The organism is Geodermatophilus sp. FMUSA9-8 (assembly GCF_037034165.1).
Lineage (GTDB): Bacteria > Actinomycetota > Actinomycetes > Mycobacteriales > Geodermatophilaceae > Geodermatophilus > Geodermatophilus nigrescens.
In genome coordinates this window covers 245,739-264,637 of the sequence record NZ_JBAGKE010000009.1, presented here as the reverse complement: position 1 = coordinate 264,637, position 18,899 = coordinate 245,739, and the positions used below count along the sequence as shown (strand labels likewise).

General features: G+C 75.3%; 19 protein-coding genes and 1 pseudogene. 1 reads left to right on the top strand and 19 read right to left on the bottom strand.

Going from position 1 to position 18,899, the window contains the following annotated elements; translation table 11 throughout:
• Positions 1 to 184: 184 nt before the first annotated feature.
• From dapB to WA616_RS18935, 8 genes are all read right to left on the bottom strand, one after another.
• Entirely contained in the window at positions 185 to 991 is an 807-nt protein-coding gene (gene dapB / locus WA616_RS18970) for a 4-hydroxy-tetrahydrodipicolinate reductase (protein ID WP_083628866.1), read from the bottom strand.
• A gap of 48 nt (positions 992 to 1,039) precedes the next feature.
• Entirely contained in the window at positions 1,040 to 1,411 is a 372-nt protein-coding gene (locus tag WA616_RS18965) for a VanZ family protein (RefSeq protein WP_336032319.1), read from the bottom strand.
• 15 nt (positions 1,412 to 1,426) lie between these two features.
• Positions 1,427 to 2,866, bottom strand: coding sequence for a M16 family metallopeptidase (locus WA616_RS18960; RefSeq protein WP_336032317.1), 1,440 nt, complete (start codon positions 2,864 to 2,866; stop codon positions 1,427 to 1,429).
• Positions 2,808 to 5,084, bottom strand: a complete 2,277-nt coding sequence (locus tag WA616_RS18955; RefSeq protein WP_336032315.1) for a polyribonucleotide nucleotidyltransferase — start codon at positions 5,082 to 5,084, stop codon at positions 2,808 to 2,810. The genes WA616_RS18960 and WA616_RS18955 overlap by 59 nt, the downstream gene beginning before the upstream one ends.
• 243 nt (positions 5,085 to 5,327) lie before the next feature.
• Positions 5,328 to 5,597, bottom strand: coding sequence for a 30S ribosomal protein S15 (gene rpsO / locus WA616_RS18950; protein WP_336032312.1), 270 nt, complete (start codon positions 5,595 to 5,597; stop codon positions 5,328 to 5,330).
• Between the two features lie 127 nt (positions 5,598 to 5,724).
• Positions 5,725 to 6,693: a bifunctional riboflavin kinase/FAD synthetase gene (locus WA616_RS18945; protein WP_336032309.1), complete on the bottom strand. Its 969-nt coding sequence runs from the start codon at positions 6,691 to 6,693 to the stop codon at positions 5,725 to 5,727.
• Between the two features lie 32 nt (positions 6,694 to 6,725).
• Positions 6,726 to 7,865: a branched-chain amino acid aminotransferase gene (locus tag WA616_RS18940; protein WP_336032308.1), complete on the bottom strand. Its 1,140-nt coding sequence runs from the start codon at positions 7,863 to 7,865 to the stop codon at positions 6,726 to 6,728.
• Between the two features lie 120 nt (positions 7,866 to 7,985).
• On the bottom strand, positions 7,986 to 8,309 hold the full coding sequence (locus WA616_RS18935; protein ID WP_336032307.1) for an antibiotic biosynthesis monooxygenase family protein: 324 nt from the start codon (positions 8,307 to 8,309) through the stop codon (positions 7,986 to 7,988).
• Between the two features lie 78 nt (positions 8,310 to 8,387).
• On the opposite strand from WA616_RS18935, the gene WA616_RS18930 reads away from it, so the two are divergent.
• A complete protein-coding gene (locus tag WA616_RS18930) occupies positions 8,388 to 9,068 on the top strand; it encodes an HAD family hydrolase (protein WP_336032305.1) in 681 nt (226 codons plus the stop codon).
• 23 nt (positions 9,069 to 9,091) lie between these two features.
• Here the strand turns inward: WA616_RS18930 and truB are convergent, their stop codons facing one another.
• From truB to rimP, 11 genes and pseudogenes are all read right to left on the bottom strand, one after another.
• Positions 9,092 to 10,012: a tRNA pseudouridine(55) synthase TruB gene (gene truB, locus WA616_RS18925; protein WP_336032303.1), complete on the bottom strand. Its 921-nt coding sequence runs from the start codon at positions 10,010 to 10,012 to the stop codon at positions 9,092 to 9,094.
• A gap of 55 nt (positions 10,013 to 10,067) precedes the next feature.
• On the bottom strand, positions 10,068 to 11,372 hold the full coding sequence (locus WA616_RS18920; protein ID WP_336032301.1) for an MATE family efflux transporter: 1,305 nt from the start codon (positions 11,370 to 11,372) through the stop codon (positions 10,068 to 10,070).
• Complete coding sequence (locus WA616_RS18915; protein WP_336032299.1) at positions 11,369 to 12,427, bottom strand: DHH family phosphoesterase; 1,059 nt, start codon at positions 12,425 to 12,427, stop codon at positions 11,369 to 11,371. The genes WA616_RS18920 and WA616_RS18915 overlap by 4 nt, the downstream gene beginning before the upstream one ends.
• 5 nt (positions 12,428 to 12,432) lie before the next feature.
• A complete protein-coding gene (locus tag WA616_RS18910; protein ID WP_336032297.1) occupies positions 12,433 to 12,678 on the bottom strand; it encodes a hypothetical protein in 246 nt (81 codons plus the stop codon).
• The gene (gene rbfA / locus WA616_RS18905; RefSeq protein ID WP_336032296.1) at positions 12,675 to 13,145 is read right to left on the bottom strand and encodes a 30S ribosome-binding factor RbfA; all 471 of its coding nucleotides are present in this window, start codon (positions 13,143 to 13,145) and stop codon (positions 12,675 to 12,677) included. Before rbfA ends, WA616_RS18910 begins: the two co-directional genes overlap by 4 nt.
• 76 nt (positions 13,146 to 13,221) lie before the next feature.
• Positions 13,222 to 13,515, bottom strand: coding sequence for a DUF503 domain-containing protein (locus WA616_RS18900; RefSeq protein ID WP_073421844.1), 294 nt, complete (start codon positions 13,513 to 13,515; stop codon positions 13,222 to 13,224).
• Positions 13,516 to 13,561: 46 nt separating this feature from the next.
• Positions 13,562 to 15,394: a translation initiation factor IF-2 gene (gene infB / locus WA616_RS18895; RefSeq protein ID WP_245794753.1), complete on the bottom strand. Its 1,833-nt coding sequence runs from the start codon at positions 15,392 to 15,394 to the stop codon at positions 13,562 to 13,564.
• Positions 15,395 to 16,444: 1,050 nt separating this feature from the next.
• Positions 16,445 to 16,588 (bottom strand): annotated as a pseudogene (locus tag WA616_RS18890) (translation initiation factor IF-2 N-terminal domain-containing protein); the annotation flags it as partial.
• 69 nt (positions 16,589 to 16,657) lie between these two features.
• Complete coding sequence (locus WA616_RS18885) at positions 16,658 to 17,035, bottom strand: YlxR family protein (protein WP_336032332.1); 378 nt, start codon at positions 17,033 to 17,035, stop codon at positions 16,658 to 16,660.
• 41 nt (positions 17,036 to 17,076) lie between these two features.
• Positions 17,077 to 18,210, bottom strand: coding sequence for a transcription termination factor NusA (nusA, locus tag WA616_RS18880; RefSeq protein ID WP_336032292.1), 1,134 nt, complete (start codon positions 18,208 to 18,210; stop codon positions 17,077 to 17,079).
• Complete coding sequence (gene rimP / locus WA616_RS18875) at positions 18,207 to 18,893, bottom strand: ribosome maturation factor RimP (RefSeq protein WP_336032290.1); 687 nt, start codon at positions 18,891 to 18,893, stop codon at positions 18,207 to 18,209. The genes nusA and rimP overlap by 4 nt, the downstream gene beginning before the upstream one ends.
• Positions 18,894 to 18,899 lie beyond the last annotated feature (6 nt).

Genomic DNA, 18,899 nt, shown 5'->3' with positions numbered 1-18,899 from the left:
CGTCAGCAGCGGCTTGTCCTACCGTACGCCGTGTCCAGAGGCTCTGCACCCTCGGGGTGCTCCTCCGTGGCCCTCGCGGGCTCCGTCCGGCGCGAAGAGAACAGTACACCAACTCCGAGGGGGTCTGCACGGGGGGTCCCGTGGGACGCCGGACACACCCCGGACACCTCCCCCGAGGCGGGCCTCAGAGCCCCAGGAAGGACTCCAGACCGACGGTCAGACCCGGGCGCCGGCCGATCTCCCGGACGGCCAGGAGCACGCCGGGCATGAACGAGGCCCGGTCGTACGAGTCGTGCCGCAGGGTCAGCGTCTCCCCCGCCGCACCCATGAGCACCTCCTGGTGCGCCACCAGGCCGGTGAGCCGCACGGCGTGCACGGCCACCCCCTCGACGTCGGCCCCGCGGGCACCGGGCAGTGAGTCGGTGGTGGCGTCCGGGGACGCGGGCAGGCCGGCCGCACGCCGCGCGGCGGCCACGAGGCGGGCGGTGCGCACCGCCGTCCCCGAGGGGGCGTCCACCTTGTTCGGGTGGTGCAGCTCGACGATCTCGGTCGAGGGGAAGAAGCGCGCGGCCTCCTGGGCGAAGCGCATCAAGAGGATGGCGCCGATCCCGAAGTTGGGGGCGATGACGACGCCGACGTCGGGCTTGGGCTCGAGCCACTCGGCGACGGTCGCGAGCTTCTGCTCGTCGAAGCCGGTGGTGCCGACCACGCAGGAGATGTTCTGGTCGATGCAGAAGCGGATGTTGTCCATGACGACGTCCGGGCGGGTGAAGTCGACGACCACCTGCGCGCCGGCGTCGGCGACGTTGAACAGCCAGTCGCCCTCGTCCACCATCGCCACGAGCTCGAGGTCGTCGGCGGCGTTGACCGCCTTGACCACCTCGGTGCCCATCCGCCCCCGGGCGCCGAGGACGCCGACCGAGATCCGTGGCGGCTCTCCCACCACGGTGCCGGGAGCCTGCTGGTCGGGGGTCGGGGTGCTCGTGGTCACCCGGTCAGTCTCCCGGGGTCCCCGGACGGCGCAAGTGTCGGGCCGTCCTCAGACGGCGGGGACCCGCCGCTCCCCCACCGCCCAGGCGGCCAGGCCGAGGGCGATGCCGACGGCGTCGGCCAGCCAGTCGGTCACCGTGCCCGAGCGCCCGAGCAGCGGCAGGGCCTGGACCACCTCGCTGACGGCGCCGTACCCGAGCAGCAGCACCCCGAGCGGCACCGGCCGGATCCCCGCCCAGCGGCCGGCGAGGGTCAGCGCCAGGAACAGGACGAGGTGCACGACCTTGTCCACCCCCGGCGGCGACGACGGCACGTCCGCCGCCGGCGCGAAGAGGACGGCGAGCGAGACGAGCACCGTGACGGCGAGGACGCCGCGGGACAGGGCGCCGTGCACGCGCAGGGCGGGGTGGGGTCGGGCCATGGTGCGGGCGGCCTCTCAGAGCCGGTCGAGGTCGGACTCGCGGTACGGGCCGACGACGGCCAGGCAGGTGTCGCGGCCGAACAGGTCCGCGGCGGCGGCACGCACCTGCTCCTCGTCGACGGCGGCGATCCGCTCGAGCACCTCGCGCACCGGCACGTACTCCCCGTGCGAGAGCTCGCTCTTGCCCAGCCGGCTCATCCGCGACCCGGTGTCCTCCAGGCCGAGGACCGTGCCGCCGCGCAGCTGGCCGCGGCCGCGGGCGACCTCCTCGGCGGTGATCCCCTCGGCGGCCACGCGCGCCAGCTCCTCGCGGACCAGCCGGAGCACCTCGGGCACCCGCTTCTTGGCGCACCCGGCGTAGACGGAGAACGACCCGGTGCCGGCGTAGGAGGTCAGCGCCGACCCGACGCTGTAGACCAGCCCGCGCTTCTCGCGGATCTCCTGGAACAGGCGCGAGCTCATCCCGCCGCCCACCGCCGTCTCCAGGACCGCGGCCGCGTAGCGGCGCTCGTCGAAGCGGCTCAGCCCGACGCTGCCCAGCAGCAGGTGCGTCTGCTCGGTCCTCCTGCTCACCAGGCCGGCGGGCCGGGCGGGGCGGCCGAGCACCAGCTCGTCGCCGCGGCGCAGCGGCGCCGGCGGCACGGAGCCCGACAGCCGGTCGCCGAAGACCGCCGTCACCAGGTCCACCACCTGCTGGTGGTCGACCCGGCCGGCCGCGGTGACGACCATCGACGGGAGCGCGTATCGGGACCGGTACCAGCCGTCGACGTCGTCGCGGGTCAGGCCCTCGATCGACTCGACGGTGCCGAGCACCGAGCGGCCGAGCGCGGTGTCGCCGAAGAGCGTCTCGGCGAACAGGTCGTGCACGAGGTCGGAGGGCTCGTCGTCGCGCATGGCGATCTCCTCGAGCACCACCGTCCGCTCGGACTCGAGGTCCTCGGCGGTGTTGAGCGCCTCGGTGACCAGGTCGCCGAGCAGCGTGACCGCCAGCGGGAGGTCGCTGGCGAGCACGTTGGCGTAGTAGCAGGTGTGCTCCTTGGCGGTGAAGGCGTTCATCTCACCGCCGACGGCGTCCATCGCCGTCGCGATCTCCAGGGCGCTGCGGCTGCGCGTGCCCTTGAACAGCAGGTGCTCGAGGAAGTGCGAGGCGCCGGCGACCCGGTCGCTCTCGTCCCGCGAGCCCACGCCCACCCAGATGCCGAGCGTGGCCGAGAGGACGCCGGGCATCGTCTCGGTGAGCACCCGCAGCCCGCCGGGCAGCACGGTGCGCTCGACGCGGCCGCCGACCTCGTCGACGTCGAGGACACGGGTGACACCGACCGGGGCCGGGACGGACGCGAGGTCGGCAGACCCCGCGCCCGTCCCGGCCCCGGCAGGAGTCGGGTCGGCGACCGTGTCAGGCCTCCGCGGACGCGTCGGCCGCAGCCGCGGTGTCGGCGGGGGCGGCACCGTCACCGGCGCCCTCCGCGGCGACCGGCACGAGGCTGATCTTGCCGCGGGCGTCGATGTCGGTGATCTCCACCTGCAGCTTGTCGCCGACGTTGACGACGTCCTCGACCTTGCCGATGCGCTTGCCGCCGCCGAGCTTGCTGATGTGGACGAGGCCGTCCTTGCCGGGCAGCAGCGAGACGAAGGCGCCGAACGGCGTCGTCTTGACGACGGTGCCGAGGAAGCGCTCCCCGACCTTCGGCATCTGCGGGTTGGCGATCGCGTTGATGCGGTCGACCGCCGCCTGCGCCGAGGGGCCGTCGGAGGCGCCGACGTAGATCGTGCCGTCGTCCTCGATGGTGATGTCGGCGCCGGTCTCGTCCTGGATCGAGTTGATCATCTGGCCCTTGGGGCCGATGACCGCGCCGATCTTGTCGACCGGGATGCGCACCGTGGTCACGCGCGGGGCGTACGGGCTCATCTCGTCGGGGGCGTCGATGGCCTCGTTCATCACGTCGAGGATGTGCAGCCGGGCGGCGCGGGCCTGGGTCAGCGCCTGGGCGAGCACGTCGGACGGGATGCCGTCGAGCTTGGTGTCGAGCTGCAGCGCCGTGACGAAGTCCTTGGTGCCGGCGACCTTGAAGTCCATGTCACCGAAGGCGTCCTCGGCGCCGAGGATGTCGGTCAGCGCGACGTACTGGGTCTTGCCGTCGACCTCGTCGGACACCAGGCCCATGGCGATGCCGGCGACGGGGGCCTTCAGCGGGACACCGGCGTTGAGCAGCGCGAGGGTCGAGGCGCAGACCGAGCCCATCGACGTCGAGCCGTTGGAGCCGAGCGCCTCCGACACCTGCCGGATCGCGTAGGGGAACTCCTCGCGGTCGGGCAGCACCGGCACGAGCGCCCGCTCGGCGAGCGCGCCGTGGCCGATCTCGCGGCGCTTGGGCGAGCCCACGCGGCCGGTCTCCCCGGTGGAGTACGGCGGGAAGTTGTAGTTGTGCATGTACCGCTTGCGGTTCACCGGCGACAGCGTGTCCAGCTGCTGCTCCATGCGCAGCATGTTCAGCGTGGTGACGCCCAGGATCTGGGTCTCGCCGCGCTCGAACAGCGCCGAGCCGTGCACGCGGGGCAGCACCTCGACCTCGGCCGACAGCGGCCGGATGTCGGTCAGGCCGCGGCCGTCGATGCGGACCTTGTCGCGCAGGATGCGCTGCCGCACGACCTTCTTGGTGACGGCGCGGAACGCGGCCGACACCTCCTTGTCGCGGCCGGCGAACTGCTCGGCCAGCGAGGCGGTGACCTCGTCCTTGAGCGCGTCGGTGGCGTCGTTGCGCTCGGTCTTGCCGGCGATGGCCTGCGCCTGGGTCAGCCGCTCGAGGGCGGCGGACTCGACGGCGGCGTAGACGTCGTCCTGGTAGTCGAGGAAGCGCGGGAACTCCGCGACCGGCTTGGCGGCCTTCTCGGCGAGCGCGGCCTGGGCCTCGCACAGCGCCCTGATGAACGGCTTGGCGGCCTCGAGGCCCTGGGCCACGACCTCCTCCGTGGGCGCGGTGGCGCCGCCGGAGACCAGCTGGATCGTCTTCTCGGTGGCCTCGGCCTCGACCATCATGATCGCGACGTCGCCGTCGGGGAGCAGGCGGCCGGCCACGACCATGTCGAAGACGGCGTCCTCGAGCTCCTCGTGGGTGGGGAAGCCGACCCACTGGCCGTCGACCAGCGCGACGCGGGTGCCGCCGACCGGGCCGGAGAACGGCAGGCCGGAGAGCTGGGTCGACGCGGAGGCGCCGTTGATGGCCAGCACGTCGTAGAGGTGCGCCGGGTCCAGCGACAGGACGGTGATGACGACCTGGACCTCGTTGCGCAGGCCCTTGGCGAAGGTCGGGCGCAGCGGGCGGTCGATGAGCCGGCAGGTGAGGATCGCGTCCTCGCTGGGGCGGCCCTCGCGGCGGAAGAACGAGCCGGGGATGCGCCCGGCGGCGTACATCCGCTCCTCGACGTCGACCGTCAGCGGGAAGAAGTCGAAGTGCTCCTTGGGGTGCTTGCCGGCCGTGGTGGCCGACAGCAGCATGGTGTCGCCCATGCTGACGACGACCGAGCCGGCGGCCTGCTTGGCCAGCCGCCCGGTCTCGAAGGTGATCGTGCGGCTGCCGTGGCTGCCGTTGTCGATGACCGCGGTGGCGGTGGTGACCCCGTCCTCGGGGTCGTACTCGGCAGCGGTGCTGCTGGCGGTGGTGGGTGCGGACACGTCGTCCTCTTCCTACGTCGCATGCGGCGACGTCCTCTTCGTGGCGCCCGGCGCCGGACTGCTCCCGGGTGACCGGTCTTCGATCGAAGCCCCCGGGGACGTTCCCCCCGCGACGGGAGGGCATGCCCGGAGGCCACCACCGAGGACCGGCCGGCGTCGGAGCGCGCGGCGGGCGCCGTGGTCCCGTGGGGCGGACGCCCCACGAGAGAGGGGACCGTCCCGGTGGGACGGTCCCCTCTGGGGTCAGCGGCGCAGACCGAGCCGCTCGATGAGCGAGCGGTAGCGGTTGATGTCGGTCTTCGCCAGGTAGTTCAGCAGCCGCCGGCGGCGGCCGACCAGCAGGAGCAGGCCCCGCCGGCTGTGGTGGTCGTGCTTGTGCATCTTGAGGTGCTCGGTCAGGTCACTGATCCGGCGGGTGAGCATCGCGACCTGGACCTCGGGCGAGCCCGTGTCCTTCTCGACCGTCGCGTACTCGGTCATTATCTGCTGCTTCGTCGCGCTGTCGAGCGCCATGGGCGGGCCTCCGGGCCTGGTCAGGTGTGGCCCCCGGTCTGGTTCACGAGGGCAGCTCGCACACACGTCGGGCGGGACCCGACACCTCCGAGGCTACCAGCGTGCCCGCGGCCGCCCGTGCCGGTGATCACCCGGCGGGGGGCAGCCCCAGGACGGCGCGGGTGCGGGCGACGTCGCCGGCCATGGCCTCCACGAGGGCGTCCACCCCCGCGAAGGAGGTCATCGGCCGCAGCCGGGAGACGAACTCGACGCCGACGTGCTCGCCGTAGAGGTCCCCGGTGAAGTCGAGGACGTACGCCTCGACGGTGCGCCGCGACCCCTGGAACGTCGGGTTGGTGCCCACGGAGATCGCCGCCGGGGCGCTGCGGAGCGTCGCGCCGGAGGGGTCGAGCGTGACCAGGTGCCCGGCGTAGACGCCGTCGGCGGGGATCGCCGTCCACGGCGGGCTCTCGACGTTGGCCGTGGGGTAGCCGAGCTCCCGGCCCCGCCGGTCGCCCCGGACGACGACGCCGTCGACCCGGTGCGGGCGGCCCAGCGCCCGCGCCGCGCTCTCCATGTCCCCGGCCGCGACGCAGGCGCGGATGTAGGTGGAGGAGATGGTGACCTCGCCGTCGGCGGAGTCGTCGCCGGCCAGCGGGATGCCCTCGACGGCGAACCCGAACCGGCGGCCCTCCTGGGCGAGGGTGGTGACCGTGCCCGCGGCCCGGTGCCCGTAGGTGAAGTTCTCGCCGACGACGACCGCCGAGGCGTGCAGCTGCTCGACGAGCACCCCGTGCGCGAACTCCTCGGGGGTGTGCCGGCTGAACTCCAGGGTGAACGGGATGACGCACATGCCGTCGACGCCGAGCCCGGCCACCAGCTCGGCCTTGCGGTCCAGCGACGTGAGGATCGCCGGGTGCGAGCCGGGCCGCACGACCTCGCTCGGGTGCGGGTCGAAGGTGACCAGCACGCAGGGCCGGCCCAGCGACCGGGCCCGCTCGACGGCGGTGCCGATCAGCTGCTGGTGGCCGCGGTGGACGCCGTCGTACTGGCCCACCGTGACCACCGTCCGCCCGAGGTCGGCCGGGGTGGCCGCCAGCCCGCGCCAGCGCCGCACGCGCCGTCCTCCTGGGGGTCCGCCGGGGTCGCTCAGGCGACCCGGTGCAGCCAGCCGTGGGTGTCGGGCACCCGGCCGTGCTGGATGTCGAGCAGGTGTTCCCGCAGGCCCATGGTCACCGGGCCGGGGGTGCCGTCGCCGACGGTGAAGTCGCCGGTGCGCGCCTTGACCTCGCCGACGGGGGTGATGACGGCGGCCGTGCCGCAGGCGAAGGTCTCGGTGACCGTGCCGTCGGCGACACCGGCGCGCCACTCGTCGACGCTGAACTTCCGCTCGGTCACCCGCATGCCGCGGTCGCGGGCCACGGTGATCAGCGAGTCGCGGGTGATGCCGGGCAGCAGGGTGCCGGTGAGCTCGGGGGTGACCAGCTCCGCGTCGTCGCCGGAGCCGAGGACGAAGAACAGGTTCATCCCGCCCATCTCCTCGACGTACCGCTTCTCGACGGCGTCGAGCCACACGACCTGGTCGCAGCCGGCGGCGATCGCCTGCTCCTGCGCCAGCAGGCTCGCGGCGTAGTTGCCGGCGCACTTGACGTCGCCGGTGCCGCCCGGCGCGGCGCGGATGTAGTCCTCGGAGAGGTAGACGCTCACCGGGTGCACGCCGCGCGGGAAGTAGGCGCCGGCGGGGCTGGCGATGACGAGGAACAGGTACTCGGTGGCCGGGCGCACGCCGAGGAACGGCTCGCTGGCCAGCTGGTACGGCCGCAGGTACAGCGTCTGGTCGGGGCCGGTGGGGACCCAGTCGCGGTCGGCGTCGACGAGCGCGTCGACGGCGGCGAGGAAGGCCTCCTCGGGCACCGGCGGCATGGCCAGCCGGCGGGCGCTGCGGGCGAAGCGGGCGGCGTTGGCCTCGGGCCGGAAGGTGGCGACGCTGCCGTCGGGCTGGGCGTAGGCCTTGAGCCCCTCGAAGATCGACTGCGCGTAGTGCAGCGCGGCGGTGGCCGGGTCGACCTGCAGCGGCCCGTAGGGCGTCAGCCGGGCGTCGTGCCAGCCGCGGCCGGCCTCGTAGCGGGCCACGAACATCGAGTCGGTGAAGGAGCGGCCGAAGCCCGGGTCGGCCAGCACGGCCTCCCGTTCGGCGGCGGGACGGCGGGTCACCGGCTCCACGGTCACCGGCACGCCCTCGGTGAAGATCCGGGAGGAGGTGCGGCTGTCGGCGAGCGTGTCGGTCATGTCTCCCACCTGGGTGAGCTCGTGCGGGCGCCGGGCCGGCGGAGGGCCGGCCCGGGCTCACAGTAGCCCCGGGTCCGGCGGCGGCCGGGAGCCGACCGCCGCCGTACCCACCCGGCCGGCTCAGGGCCGGTCGGGCGCCGAGCTCTCGACCACCTGGTAGGACCACAGGTGGTGCGAGTCGCTGGCGGCCGGGGCGAGCTCGTCGCCGCCGCCGGAGTGCGCCCGGGCGAAGTCCTGGCCGCCCTCCCAGGCCTGGTAGGCCTCCTCGCTCTCCCACCGCGTGTAGACGAGGTACTGGTCGGTGCCCTCCAGGGGGCGCAGCAGCTCGAACCACTCGAATCCGGGGGTCTTCTCGACCAGGCCGCCCCGGCCGCGGAAGCGCTCCTCGAAGCGCTCCTGCGCGTGCGGCGGGACCACGATCGCGTTGATCTTGACGACGCTCATGCGCGGCTCCTTCCCGGCGTGGCGGCCGGTCACACGCACGCCCCTGCGGCGCCGCCGGTCCCGGGCGAGGATGGCCCGGTGACCCAGGACCCGCGGCCCGGCGTGCTGTTCGACGTCGACGGCACCCTGCTCGACACCAACTACCTGCAGGTCCTCGCGTGGTGGCAGGCATTCCGCGACACCGGGCACGACGACGTGTCCATGGCCGACTGCCACCGCGCCATCGGCATCGCCAGCGAGCAGCTGGTCACCCACCTGCTCGGCGAGGACGCCGAGGACGCCGAGGAGATCTCGGAGACCAAGACCCGGCGCTACGAGCCGCTGCGCGAGCTGGTCTCCGCCTTCCCCCGCGTCGACGAGCTGCTCGCCGCCTGCCGCGAGCGGGACCTCGCCGTGGTGCTGGCCACCAGCGGCAAGGAGTCCGACCTCGAGTGGATGGTCCCGGCGATCGGTGGCGAGGACGTCGTCGACGGCTCGACCACCTCGGCCGACGTCGAGTCGGCCAAGCCCGCGCCGGACCTGCTGCGGACGGCGGCCGAGCGCAACGGCCTGGACCCGCGCCGGACGGTGGCCGTGGGCGACACGATCTGGGACGTGCGGGCGGCCCGCGACGCCGGCTTCCCGTGCATCGCGCTCACCTGCGGCGGGATCTCGCGGCAGGAGCTGCTCGAGGAGGGCGCCGACGAGGTCTACGCCACCCCGGCCGACCTGCTCGAGCACCTCGACGACTCGCTCATCGGCAAGGCCGCCCGGGGCTGACGCGCCGGGCGCCGAGGCGCCGGTCAGGAGGGTGGGAAGCCCACGGTGACCCGGGCCGTGGTCCCGGCGTCCTCGACCAGCGCGGCGAGCCGCCCGGCCGGGTCGAGCGCGGCCACCAGGCCGGGGTGCCCGGTGGCGGGGATGCGCTGCCCGTAGCCGAGGGCGCGCGCCTCGTCGTCGGTGAGCCGCCGCTCCGGGTAGATCGCCGTCGCGGCGTCGGGCAGGGACAGCACGCCCGGTCCCCCGCCGGCGGCGAGCGCGGCCGCGGCCTCCTCCACCGGCGCGGCCTGCGCGGTGGTGAAGGGCCCGGAGGCGGTGCGGCGCAGCGCGGTCAGGTGGCCACCCACGCCGAGGGCGGCGCCGGCGTCGCGGGCGATCGCGCGCACGTAGGTGCCCGCGGTGCAGGCGACGGTGACCTCGACGTCGACCAGCCCGGGCGCGGGGCGGGTGACCGCGTGCACGTCGAGGCGGTGCACGGTGACCGCCCGCGGCTCGAGGACCACCTCCTCGCCGGCGCGCACCCGGTCGTAGGACCGCCGCCCGCCGACCTTGACCGCGCTCACCGAGGAGGGCACCTGCAGCAGCGGCCCGGTCTGGGCGGCGAGCGCGGCGCGGACGGCGTCGTCGTCGACCCCGTCGGCGGGGGTGGTGGTGAGCACCTCGCCCTCGCGGTCGTCGGTGACGGTGGTCTGCCCGAGCCGGACGGTGGCCTCGTAGACCTTGTCCGAGCCGCCGAGGTGGCCGAGCAGCCGGGTGGCGGCGCCGACGCCGAGGACCAGCAGGCCGGTGGCCATCGGGTCGAGGGTGCCGGCGTGCCCGACGCGGCGGACCGACAGCACGCGGCGGGCGCGGGCGACGACGTCGTGGGAGGTCATGCCGCCGGGCTTGTCGACCAGCAGGATCCCGGGGGCGATGTCGGCGTCGGCGGCGCGGCGGCGGCTCATCCCGGGGTCCCCGCGAAGACGTGGAGCGCCGGAGGAGCGTCTTCGTGGGGTGAGCTCATGCGCCCACCGTCGCAGGTGCGGTCAGCCACCTGTCCCCCGCCACCCGGGCGAGGACGGCGACCAGCCGCAGCGCGATGAAGAGGGTCAGGCCGGTCCAGACGCCGGCGAGCCCCCAGCCGAGCGGGCCGGACAGCAGCGACAGCGGCAGGAACCCGAGCAGCGCCGCGCCCACCGTGACGGTGCGCAGGTAGGCCACGTCGCCCGCGCCCATGAGCACGCCGTCGAGGGCGAACACCACCCCGGCCAGCGGCTGGAAGCCGGCGAGGAACCACCAGACGAGCTCCGCCTGCTCCCGGACGGCGGGGTCGCCGGTGAACAGCGGCACGAGCAGGTCGCGGCCGGCGAGCAGGAGCACGGCGACCAGCGCGCCGGTGCCGAGGCCCCACAGCACCACCCGCCGGGCGGTGGCCCGGGCCTCCTCCGGCCGCCCGGCGCCCAGGGCGTGGCCGACGAGCGTCTGTGCGGCGATGGCGTAGGCGTCGAGGACGAGGGCGAGGAAGAGGAACAGCTGCAGCGCGATCTGGTGGGCGCCGAGCTGCGCCTGCCCGGCGCGGGCGGCCACCCCCGCCGCGGTGAGGAACGCCGCCTGGAGGACGGTGGCGCGCAGCAGCAGGTCGCGGCCGAGGACCAGCTGCGCGCGGACGGCCGCGGGGCGGAGGCGCCAGTCGGCGCCCTCGCGGAGCAGCGCCCGCACGAACAGCGCCGCCGTCACCGCCTGGCCGGCGAGGTTGGCCACCGCGGAGCCGTTCAGCCCCAGACCCGAGGTGTGCACCAGCAGCGGGCACAGCACCAGGCTGAGCACGCTCCCGGCGACGACGAAGCGCACGGGCCGGCGCAGCTCCTGCACCCCGCGCAGCCAGCCGTTGCCCGCGAGGGACACCAGCAGCAGCGGCGCGCCGCACCCGGCGATCCGCAGCCACCCCTCCCCCGCGGCGGCCACCTCGCCCGGGCCGCCGGCGAGCGCGCGGGTCAGCGGGCCGGCCAGCACCTGGAAGAGGACCACGACGGCGGCGCCGAGCAGCAGCGCCAGCCAGGTGGCCTGCACGCCCTCGGCGACCGCACCCGCCCGGTCGCCGGCCCCGGCGCGGCGGGCGGCGCGGGCGGTGGTGCCGTACGCGAGGAAGTTGAGCAGCGCGGCGGCCCAGGCCAGCAGCCCGCCGCCGACGGCGAGCCCGCCCAGCGGGACGGTGCCCAGGTTGCCGACGACGGCGGTGTCGACCAGCAGGTACAGCGGCTCAGCGGCCAGGACCACCAGCGCCGGGACGGCCAGCCCGAGGACCGACGGCGCCCGCGCCGTCACCGGGCGAGCGTCGCGGGTGTCCCCTCGGCCCCGACCGTGCCCCGGGTCGTGGCCCCGACCGTGGCGCGGAGCGTGGCGCGGATCGCCGCGACCGTCGCCTCCCGGTCGAGGTGCGAGGTGAAGCCCGCGGCGGCGCGGTGCCCGCCGCCGCCGAGCGCCGTGGCGACGCGGGCGACGTCGGTGGCCCCGCGCGAGCGCAGCGACACCGACCACGAGCCGTCGTCCTGGCCCTTGAGCACGCAGGCGACGTCGGCCTCGGCGGTCGCGCGGACGACGTCGACCAGCGCCTCGAGCTGCTCGCCGGGCAGGCCGTGCTCCGCGGCCTCCGCGGTGCTCGACCAGGTCCACACCAGGCCCTGGCCGACCTCCGGCTCCAGGACGGCGCGCCCGGCGACCGCCGACAGCAGCCGCAGCCAGCCGAACGGCGCGGTGTCGAACAGGCGCCGGCTGATCGCGGCGTGGTCGATGCCGGTGCCGAGCAGCCGGGCGGCGAGCAGGTGCGTGTCGGGCCGGGTGCTGCCGAAGCGGAAGGAGCCGGTGTCGGCGGCGAGGCCCGCGTAGAGCAGCGTGGCCAGCGGCGCGTCGAGGAAAACGCCGAGCTCGTCGAGCAGCCCGGCCACCAGGACGACGGTGGCGGGCGCCGCGCCGTCGATCAGCCGCACGTCGCCGAAGCCCGGGTTGCTGGCGTGGTGGTCGACCACGACGGAGGTGCCGGCCCGCTCGAGCAGCACCGCCAGCTCGCCGAGACGGGCCGGGGAGGCGACGTCGAGGCTGACGAAGACGTCCGGCGCGGGGTCGACGGCGGTGGCCGGGGTGAGCCCCTCGGCACCCGGCAGCCAGCCCAGGGACGCCGGGAGCTCCGGCCGGCCCGGGAAGGTGGCGGTGACGCGGGCGCCGCGCCGGCGCAGGCCCTCGGCGAGCGCGAGCGTGCTGCCGAGCGCGTCGGCGTCGGGCTGCACGTGGCCGGAGAGCACGACGGTCGCGCCGGCGTCGGCGGCCGCGGCCAGCACGGCGGCCGGGGTGCGCGGCGGCACCCCGGCGGACAGGAGGGTCACCGGCGTCAGGCGTCGGGGCCGGGGTCGGACACCGGGGCGGCGTCCTCGTCCTCGGACACGGTGCCCCCGCCGGGCGCCAGCGCCGGGCCGCCGTCGTCGGGCAGGTCGGAGGCGATGCTCGGCGCCGTGCCGATCTGGCCGTCGCGGCCGCCGTCGGTGGGGTCACCGGCGTTCGGCTCCTGCCGGCCGCCGAGCTCGGAGAGCCCCTGGCCCTCGCCGGGCAGGTACGGATCCGGGTCGTTCTCGCTCATGAGGCGCTCCTGTGCTCGGGAGAGGTGTCGGCGCCCTCGTCGTCGTCCTCGTCCGGGTGCCGGTAGGGGTCGGCCTCGCCGGCGTAGCTCGCGTTCTCGCGCAGGCGGGCGAGCTCGGCGTCGGCGTGCCGGACCCGCTCGAGCGCCTCGTCCAGCTCGCGGGCGGTGTCGGGGACCATGTCGGCGACGAAGGTCAGCGTCGGCACGAACTTGATGCCGGTCTGCCGGCCGACGGTGGAGCGCAGCACGCCGGTGGCGCTGGCCAGGGCGCGGGCGGAGTCGGCCACGGCGGTCTCGTCGCCGTAGACGGTGTAGTAGACCGTGGCCTCGTGCAGGTCACTGGTCACCCGGGCGTCGGTCACGGTGACCATGCCGAGGCGCGGGTCCTTGATCTGCGACTCGATCGCCGCGGAGACGATCTGGCGGATGCGCACCGCGAGCTTGCGGGCGCGGGCGGGGTCGGCCACGGCGGACCTCCGGGGGTCGGGGGCGCGCCGGGGTGGCGCGCCCGGACGGGCGTGGGACTGCGGCCGGCCGGTGTGGCTAGTCGGTGTCGGAGAACAGCTGCCGGTGCGTCGACAGCAGCGTCACCTCCGGCCGCTCGGCCAGCAACCGCTCGCAGGCGTCGAGGACGTCGGTCACCTGGCCGGCGTCGCCCGCGACGGTGGCGACCCCGACCTGCACGCGGCGGTGCAGGTCGAGGTCGCCCACCTCGGCCGCGGCGACGGCGAAGCGGCGCCGCAGCTCGGCCACGATCGGCCGGACGACGGCGCGCTTGCCCTTGAGCGAGTGGACGTCGCCCAGCAGCAGGTCGGCGGTCAGCGACCCGGTGAACACCCGGTCTCCTCCCTGGGACCTGCCGTGGGCGACGTCCGGCGCGGTCTTACGCGCGCGGCTTCTCGCGCATCTCGAACGTCTCGATGACGTCCTCGATCTTGATGTCGTTGAACGACCCGAGCCCGATACCGCACTCGTAGCCGTCGCGGACCTCGGTCACGTCGTCCTTGAAGCGGCGCAGCGACTCGACGGTGAGGTTGTCGGCGACGACCACCCCGTCGCGCACCAGCCGGGCCTTCGAGTTCCGGGTGATGACGCCGCTGCGGACGATGGAGCCCGCCACGTTGCCGATGCGCGGCACGCGGAAGACCTCGCGGACCTCGGCGGTGCCCAGCGCGACCTCCTCGTACTCCGGCTTGAGCATGCCCTTGAGGGCCGCCTCGATCTCCTCGATCGCCTGGTAGATGACCGAGTAGTACCGGACGTCGACGCCCTCGCGGTTGGCGAGCTCGGTGGCCTGGCCCTCGGCCCGGACGTTGAAGCCCAGGACGATGACGTCGTCGGCCAGCGCCAGGTCGATGTCGCTCTTGGTGATGCCGCCGACGCCGCGGTGGATGACCCGCAGCGAGATGTCGTCGCTCACCTCGATCTTCATCAGGGCCTCCTCGAGCGCCTCCACGGTGCCCGAGTTGTCGCCCTTGATGATCAGGTTGAGCTGGCGGTTCTCCTTGAGCGCCGCGTCGAGGTCCTCGAGGCTGATCCGCTTGCGCATGGAGGCGTTCTGCGCGTTGCGGATGCGGGCCTGGCGACGGTCGGCGATCTGCCGGGCGACGCGGTCCTCCTCGACGACGAGGAACGTGTCACCGGCACGCGGCACCGAGGTGAGACCCACGACCTGCACGGGGCGGGCCGGCAGGGCCTCCTTCAGCTTGTTGCCGTGCTCGTCGAGCAGCGACCGGACACGGCCGTACGCGTCGCCGGCGACGATCGAGTCGCCCTGGCGCAGCGTGCCGCGCTGGACGAGGACGGTCGCGACGGGGCCGCGGCCCTTGTCCAGCTTGCCCTCGATGACGACACCCTGCGGGTCCTGCTCGGTGTTCGCGCGCAGGTCCAGGGAGGCGTCGGCGGTCAGCAGGATCGCCGTGAGCAGCTCGTCGATGCCCTGGCGGGTGGTCGCGGAGACGTCGACGAACATCGTGTCGCCGCCGTACTCCTCGGCCACCAGCCCGTACTCGGTGAGCTGCTGACGGATCTTGGCGGGGTTGGCCCCCTCCTTGTCGATCTTGTTGACCGCGACCACGATCGGCACCTCGGCGGCCTGGGCGTGGTTGAGCGCCTCGACCGTCTGCGGCATGACGCCGTCGTCGGCGGCCACGACCAGGACGACGATGTCGGTCACCTTCGCGCCGCGGGCACGCATCGCGGTGAACGACTCGTGACCCGGGGTGTCGATGAAGGTGATCGGACGCTCGTTGTCCTCCAGCTCGGTGACGATCTGGTAGGCGCCGATGTGCTGCGTGATGCCGCCGGCCTCGCGCGCCACCACGTTGGTGTTGCGGATGGCGTCCAGCAGCTTCGTCTTGCCGTGGTCGACGTGACCCATGACGGTGACGACCGGCGGGCGGGCCTCCCAGTCCTCCTCGTCGCCCTCGTCGCCGAAGGTGAGGTCGAAGGTCTCGAGGAGCTCGCGGTCCTCGTCCTCCGGGCTGACGACCTGGATGTCCCACTCGATCTCGGCGCCGAGCAGCTGGAGCGTCTCGTCGTTGACCGACTGGGTCGCGGTGACCATCTCGCCCAGGTGGAACAGGGCGGTGACCAGCGCGGCCGGCTGGGCGCCGATCTTCTCGGCGAGGTCGGTCAGCGAGGCGCCGCGGGGCAGCCGGACGACCTGCCCGTGGCCACGCGGCAGGCTGACGCCGCCCATGCTGGGCGCCGCCATGGAGTCGAACTCCTGACGCCGCTGCTTCTTGCTCTTGCGCCCGCGGACCGGACCGCGGCCACCGGGACGCCCGAAGGCACCCGCGGTGCCCGCACCCGAGCCACCGCGGCCACGGCCACGGCCACCGCCGCCACCGCGGAAGCCACCGCCGGCCGGCGCGCCGACGCCACCGGGGGCGCCACCGCCACCGGGACGGAAGCCACCGCCGCCGCCGGGACCACCCGGACGGCCACGGCCGCCGGGACCACCCGGACCGCCGCCGGGACGGCCGGCACCGGCCGGACGCGGCGGCATCATGCCGGGGTTGGGCCGGGGCGGCATCATGCCCGGGTTCGGCCGGGGACCACCCGGGCCGGCCGCGGGACGCGGGCCGCCCGGACGGGGACCACCGGCACCGGGCGCGGGACGCGGACCGCCGGCACCGGGCGCCGGGCGGGGACCGCCGGCACCGGGGCCCGGACGGGGACCGCCGGCCGCGGGACCCGGACGCGGGCCACCGGCAGCCGGACCCGGACGCGGGGCGCTGCTGAAGGGGTTGTTGCCCGGCCGCGGGGCCGGACGGGGACCCGGGCGCGGACCGGCACCCGGGGCACCGGGCGCGGCACCGCCGGGACGCGGGGCGCCGGGAGCGGCCGGGCGCGGGGCACCCGGACGGGCGCCACCGGGCACGGGACCACCGGCCGGACGCGACACGGGGCCGCCCGGACGGGGGGCACCCGGCGCGGCCGGACGCGGGCCCTGCGGGGCGACCGGCTGCTGCGTCGGCGCGCTCGCGGCCGGGGCCTGCGGGGCGGCCGGCTGCTGCACCGGCTGCTGGGTCGGGCGCGGGCCGGGCACGGGGGCACCCGGGCGCGGGGCACCCGGACGCGGGCCCGGCGCCGGGCCGGCCGACGGGGCGGGCACGGACGGCGCGGCCGGCGCCTGGGGGGCGCGTGCGGCCGGCGCGGGCGCCGACGGGCGCGGCGCGGCCGGGGGCGTGGGACGGGGCGCGGGAGCGCTCCCGCCGTTGCCGCCGCCGTTGCCGCCGCCGGTGGCGGCGCCGAGGGCCTCCCGCAGCCGCCGGGCCACCGGGGCCTCGACGGTGGAGGAGGCGGACTTCACGAACTCGCCCTGCTCCTTGAGCTTGGCGAGAACGGTCTTGCTGTCGACCCCGAACTCCTTGGCGAGTTCGTGGACGCGGGCTTTGCCTGGCACGGATCTCCTCTGGTGAGGCCGGCGGCTCGCCCGCGCGACCTCGTCGTCAGTGGTGCATGGTCTGGCTTGTCATCGTGGGGACTTCACGGCTTGCTCATCCGACGACGTCCTGCTCTCGACGTGCGGACCGGCCGGGTGCCGGTCCGTCTGGGGAAGTGCGGTCTGTCGTTCGTCCGGTGTCGCCCGTCCCGGGTCGCGGTCGCCCGGCGCGGAGGCGCCGAGGACGTGCTCCCGGAGCGGACCGGCCTCCACCGCGGCGCCGCCTCCGGGGAGGCGCAGCGCCCGGGGGAAGGCCCGGCGTCGCTCCGCTGCGTGCAGGCACTCCGGCGTGGGGTGCAGGGACGCACCCCTACCGGGGAGCCTCCTCCGCGGATCGGGCACCAGGGCGCCGGAGCGGAGGACGACACGCAGCAGGTCGGTGACCGGAGCGCGCTCCCGGCAGCCCACACAGGTGCGCACCGGGATCGACGTTTCGGCCACCCGTCATGTTAGCGCGCGGCGGGGCCCCGGTGTTCCGGGCGTCGCTGACCGGTCCGGGGCGCCCCTCCACCGGGGTACGGGCGGCCGCCGGGGGCCCCGGCGCGCACCGGCGGCGGACCCGACCGCAGCGGCGGCCGGCCCACGCCCGGCGACGGCGCGGCGTCGTCGGCCTGGGCGTCGCTGCGGATGTCGATCCGGCAGCCGGTGAGGCGGGCGGCCAGGCGGGCGTTCTGGCCCTCCTTGCCGATCGCCAGCGACAGCTGGTAGTCGGGCACGACCACCCGCACGGCCTTCGCCTTGGGGTCGACCAGCGTCGCCGAGGCCACGCGGGCGGGGCTCAGCGCCGAGGCCACGAAGGTGGCGGGGTCGTCGGACCAGTCGACGATGTCGATCTTCTCGCCGTGCAGCTCGCTCATGACGTTGCGCACGCGCTGGCCCATCGGGCCGATGCAGGCGCCCTTGGCGTTGAGCCCCGGCACGGAGGTGCGGACGGCGATCTTCGACCGGTGCCCCGCCTCGCGGGCGACGGCGACGATCTCGACGCTGCCGTCGGCGATCTCGGGGACCTCGAGGGCGAACAGCTTGCGCACCAGGTTCGGGTGGGTGCGCGAGATGGTCACCTGCGGGCCGCGGTGGGTGCGGGCCACGGAGACGACGTAGGCGCGCAGCCGGCTGCCGTGCGGGTACCGCTCCCCCGGCACCTGCTCGGCCGACGGCATGACCGCCTCGACCTTGCCGATGTCGAGCAGCACGGCCCCCTGCGCGTTGCGGCGCGCGTCGGCCTGGACGACGCCGCTGACGATGTCGCCCTCGCGGCCGGCGTACTCGCCGAAGGTCTGCTCGTGCTCGGCGTCGCGCAGCCGCTGCACGATGACCTGCTTGGCGGTGCTGGCCGCGATCCGGCCGAAGTCGGAGGGGGTGTCGTCCCACTCGCGCACGACCTGGCCGTCGTCGCTGAGCTCCTGGGCGAGCACGGCCACCTCGCCGCTCTTGCGGTCCACGTGCACCCGCACGTGCCGGGCCGCGCCGTCGGCGTGCCGGTAGGCGGTCACCAGCGCCGTCTCGATGGCCTCGATCACCGTGTCGGCGGGGATGTCCTTCTCCCGCTCGATGGCCCTGAGGGCGGTCAGGTCGATGTTCACTGTCGTCCTCCGTCGTCGCCCTCGTCGTCGTCCAGCAGGTCCTCGTCGAGGTCGTCGTCGTCCGTGTCGCCGTCGAGGTCGTCCCCGAGGTCGTCCAGGTCGTCGTCGACGTCGCCGTGGCCCGGGTCGCCGTCCGCGGGTCCGTTCTCGTCCCTGCCGGGCCGGCCGAACTCGACCTGCACCCGGCCGGCGCCCAGCTGCGCCCACGGCACGTGCCGCGGGGTGGGCGCCTTCTTCTTCGCGCCGGGCTTGCCCGGCTTCTCGACCGCCAGGGTCACACCCGAGTCGTCGACGGCGGTGACGCGGCCGGTCAGCTGGTCACCGCCGACCGCGACCGCCACCAGCCGCCCGGTGTTGCGCCGCCAGTGCCGCGGCTCGGTCAGCGGCCGGTCGACGCCGGGGCTGGTCACCTCGAGCACGTACGGCGCGCGGCCGAGCTCGCCGTCGTTGCGGTCGAGCACGGCCGAGACGGCCCGGCTGACCTCGGCGACGTCGTCGAGGGAGACGCCCTGGTCCCGGTCGACGACGACGCGCACGACGCTGCGGCGGCCGGCGGGGGTGACCACCAGCTCCTCCAAGTCGTACCCGGCGTCGGCGACGACCGGCGTGATCCAGCCGGCCAGCCGCGTCGCGGCCGGGTCCCCACCCCTCGCTGCCGGGTCCTGGCCCTTCGCTGCGGACACGGGCTC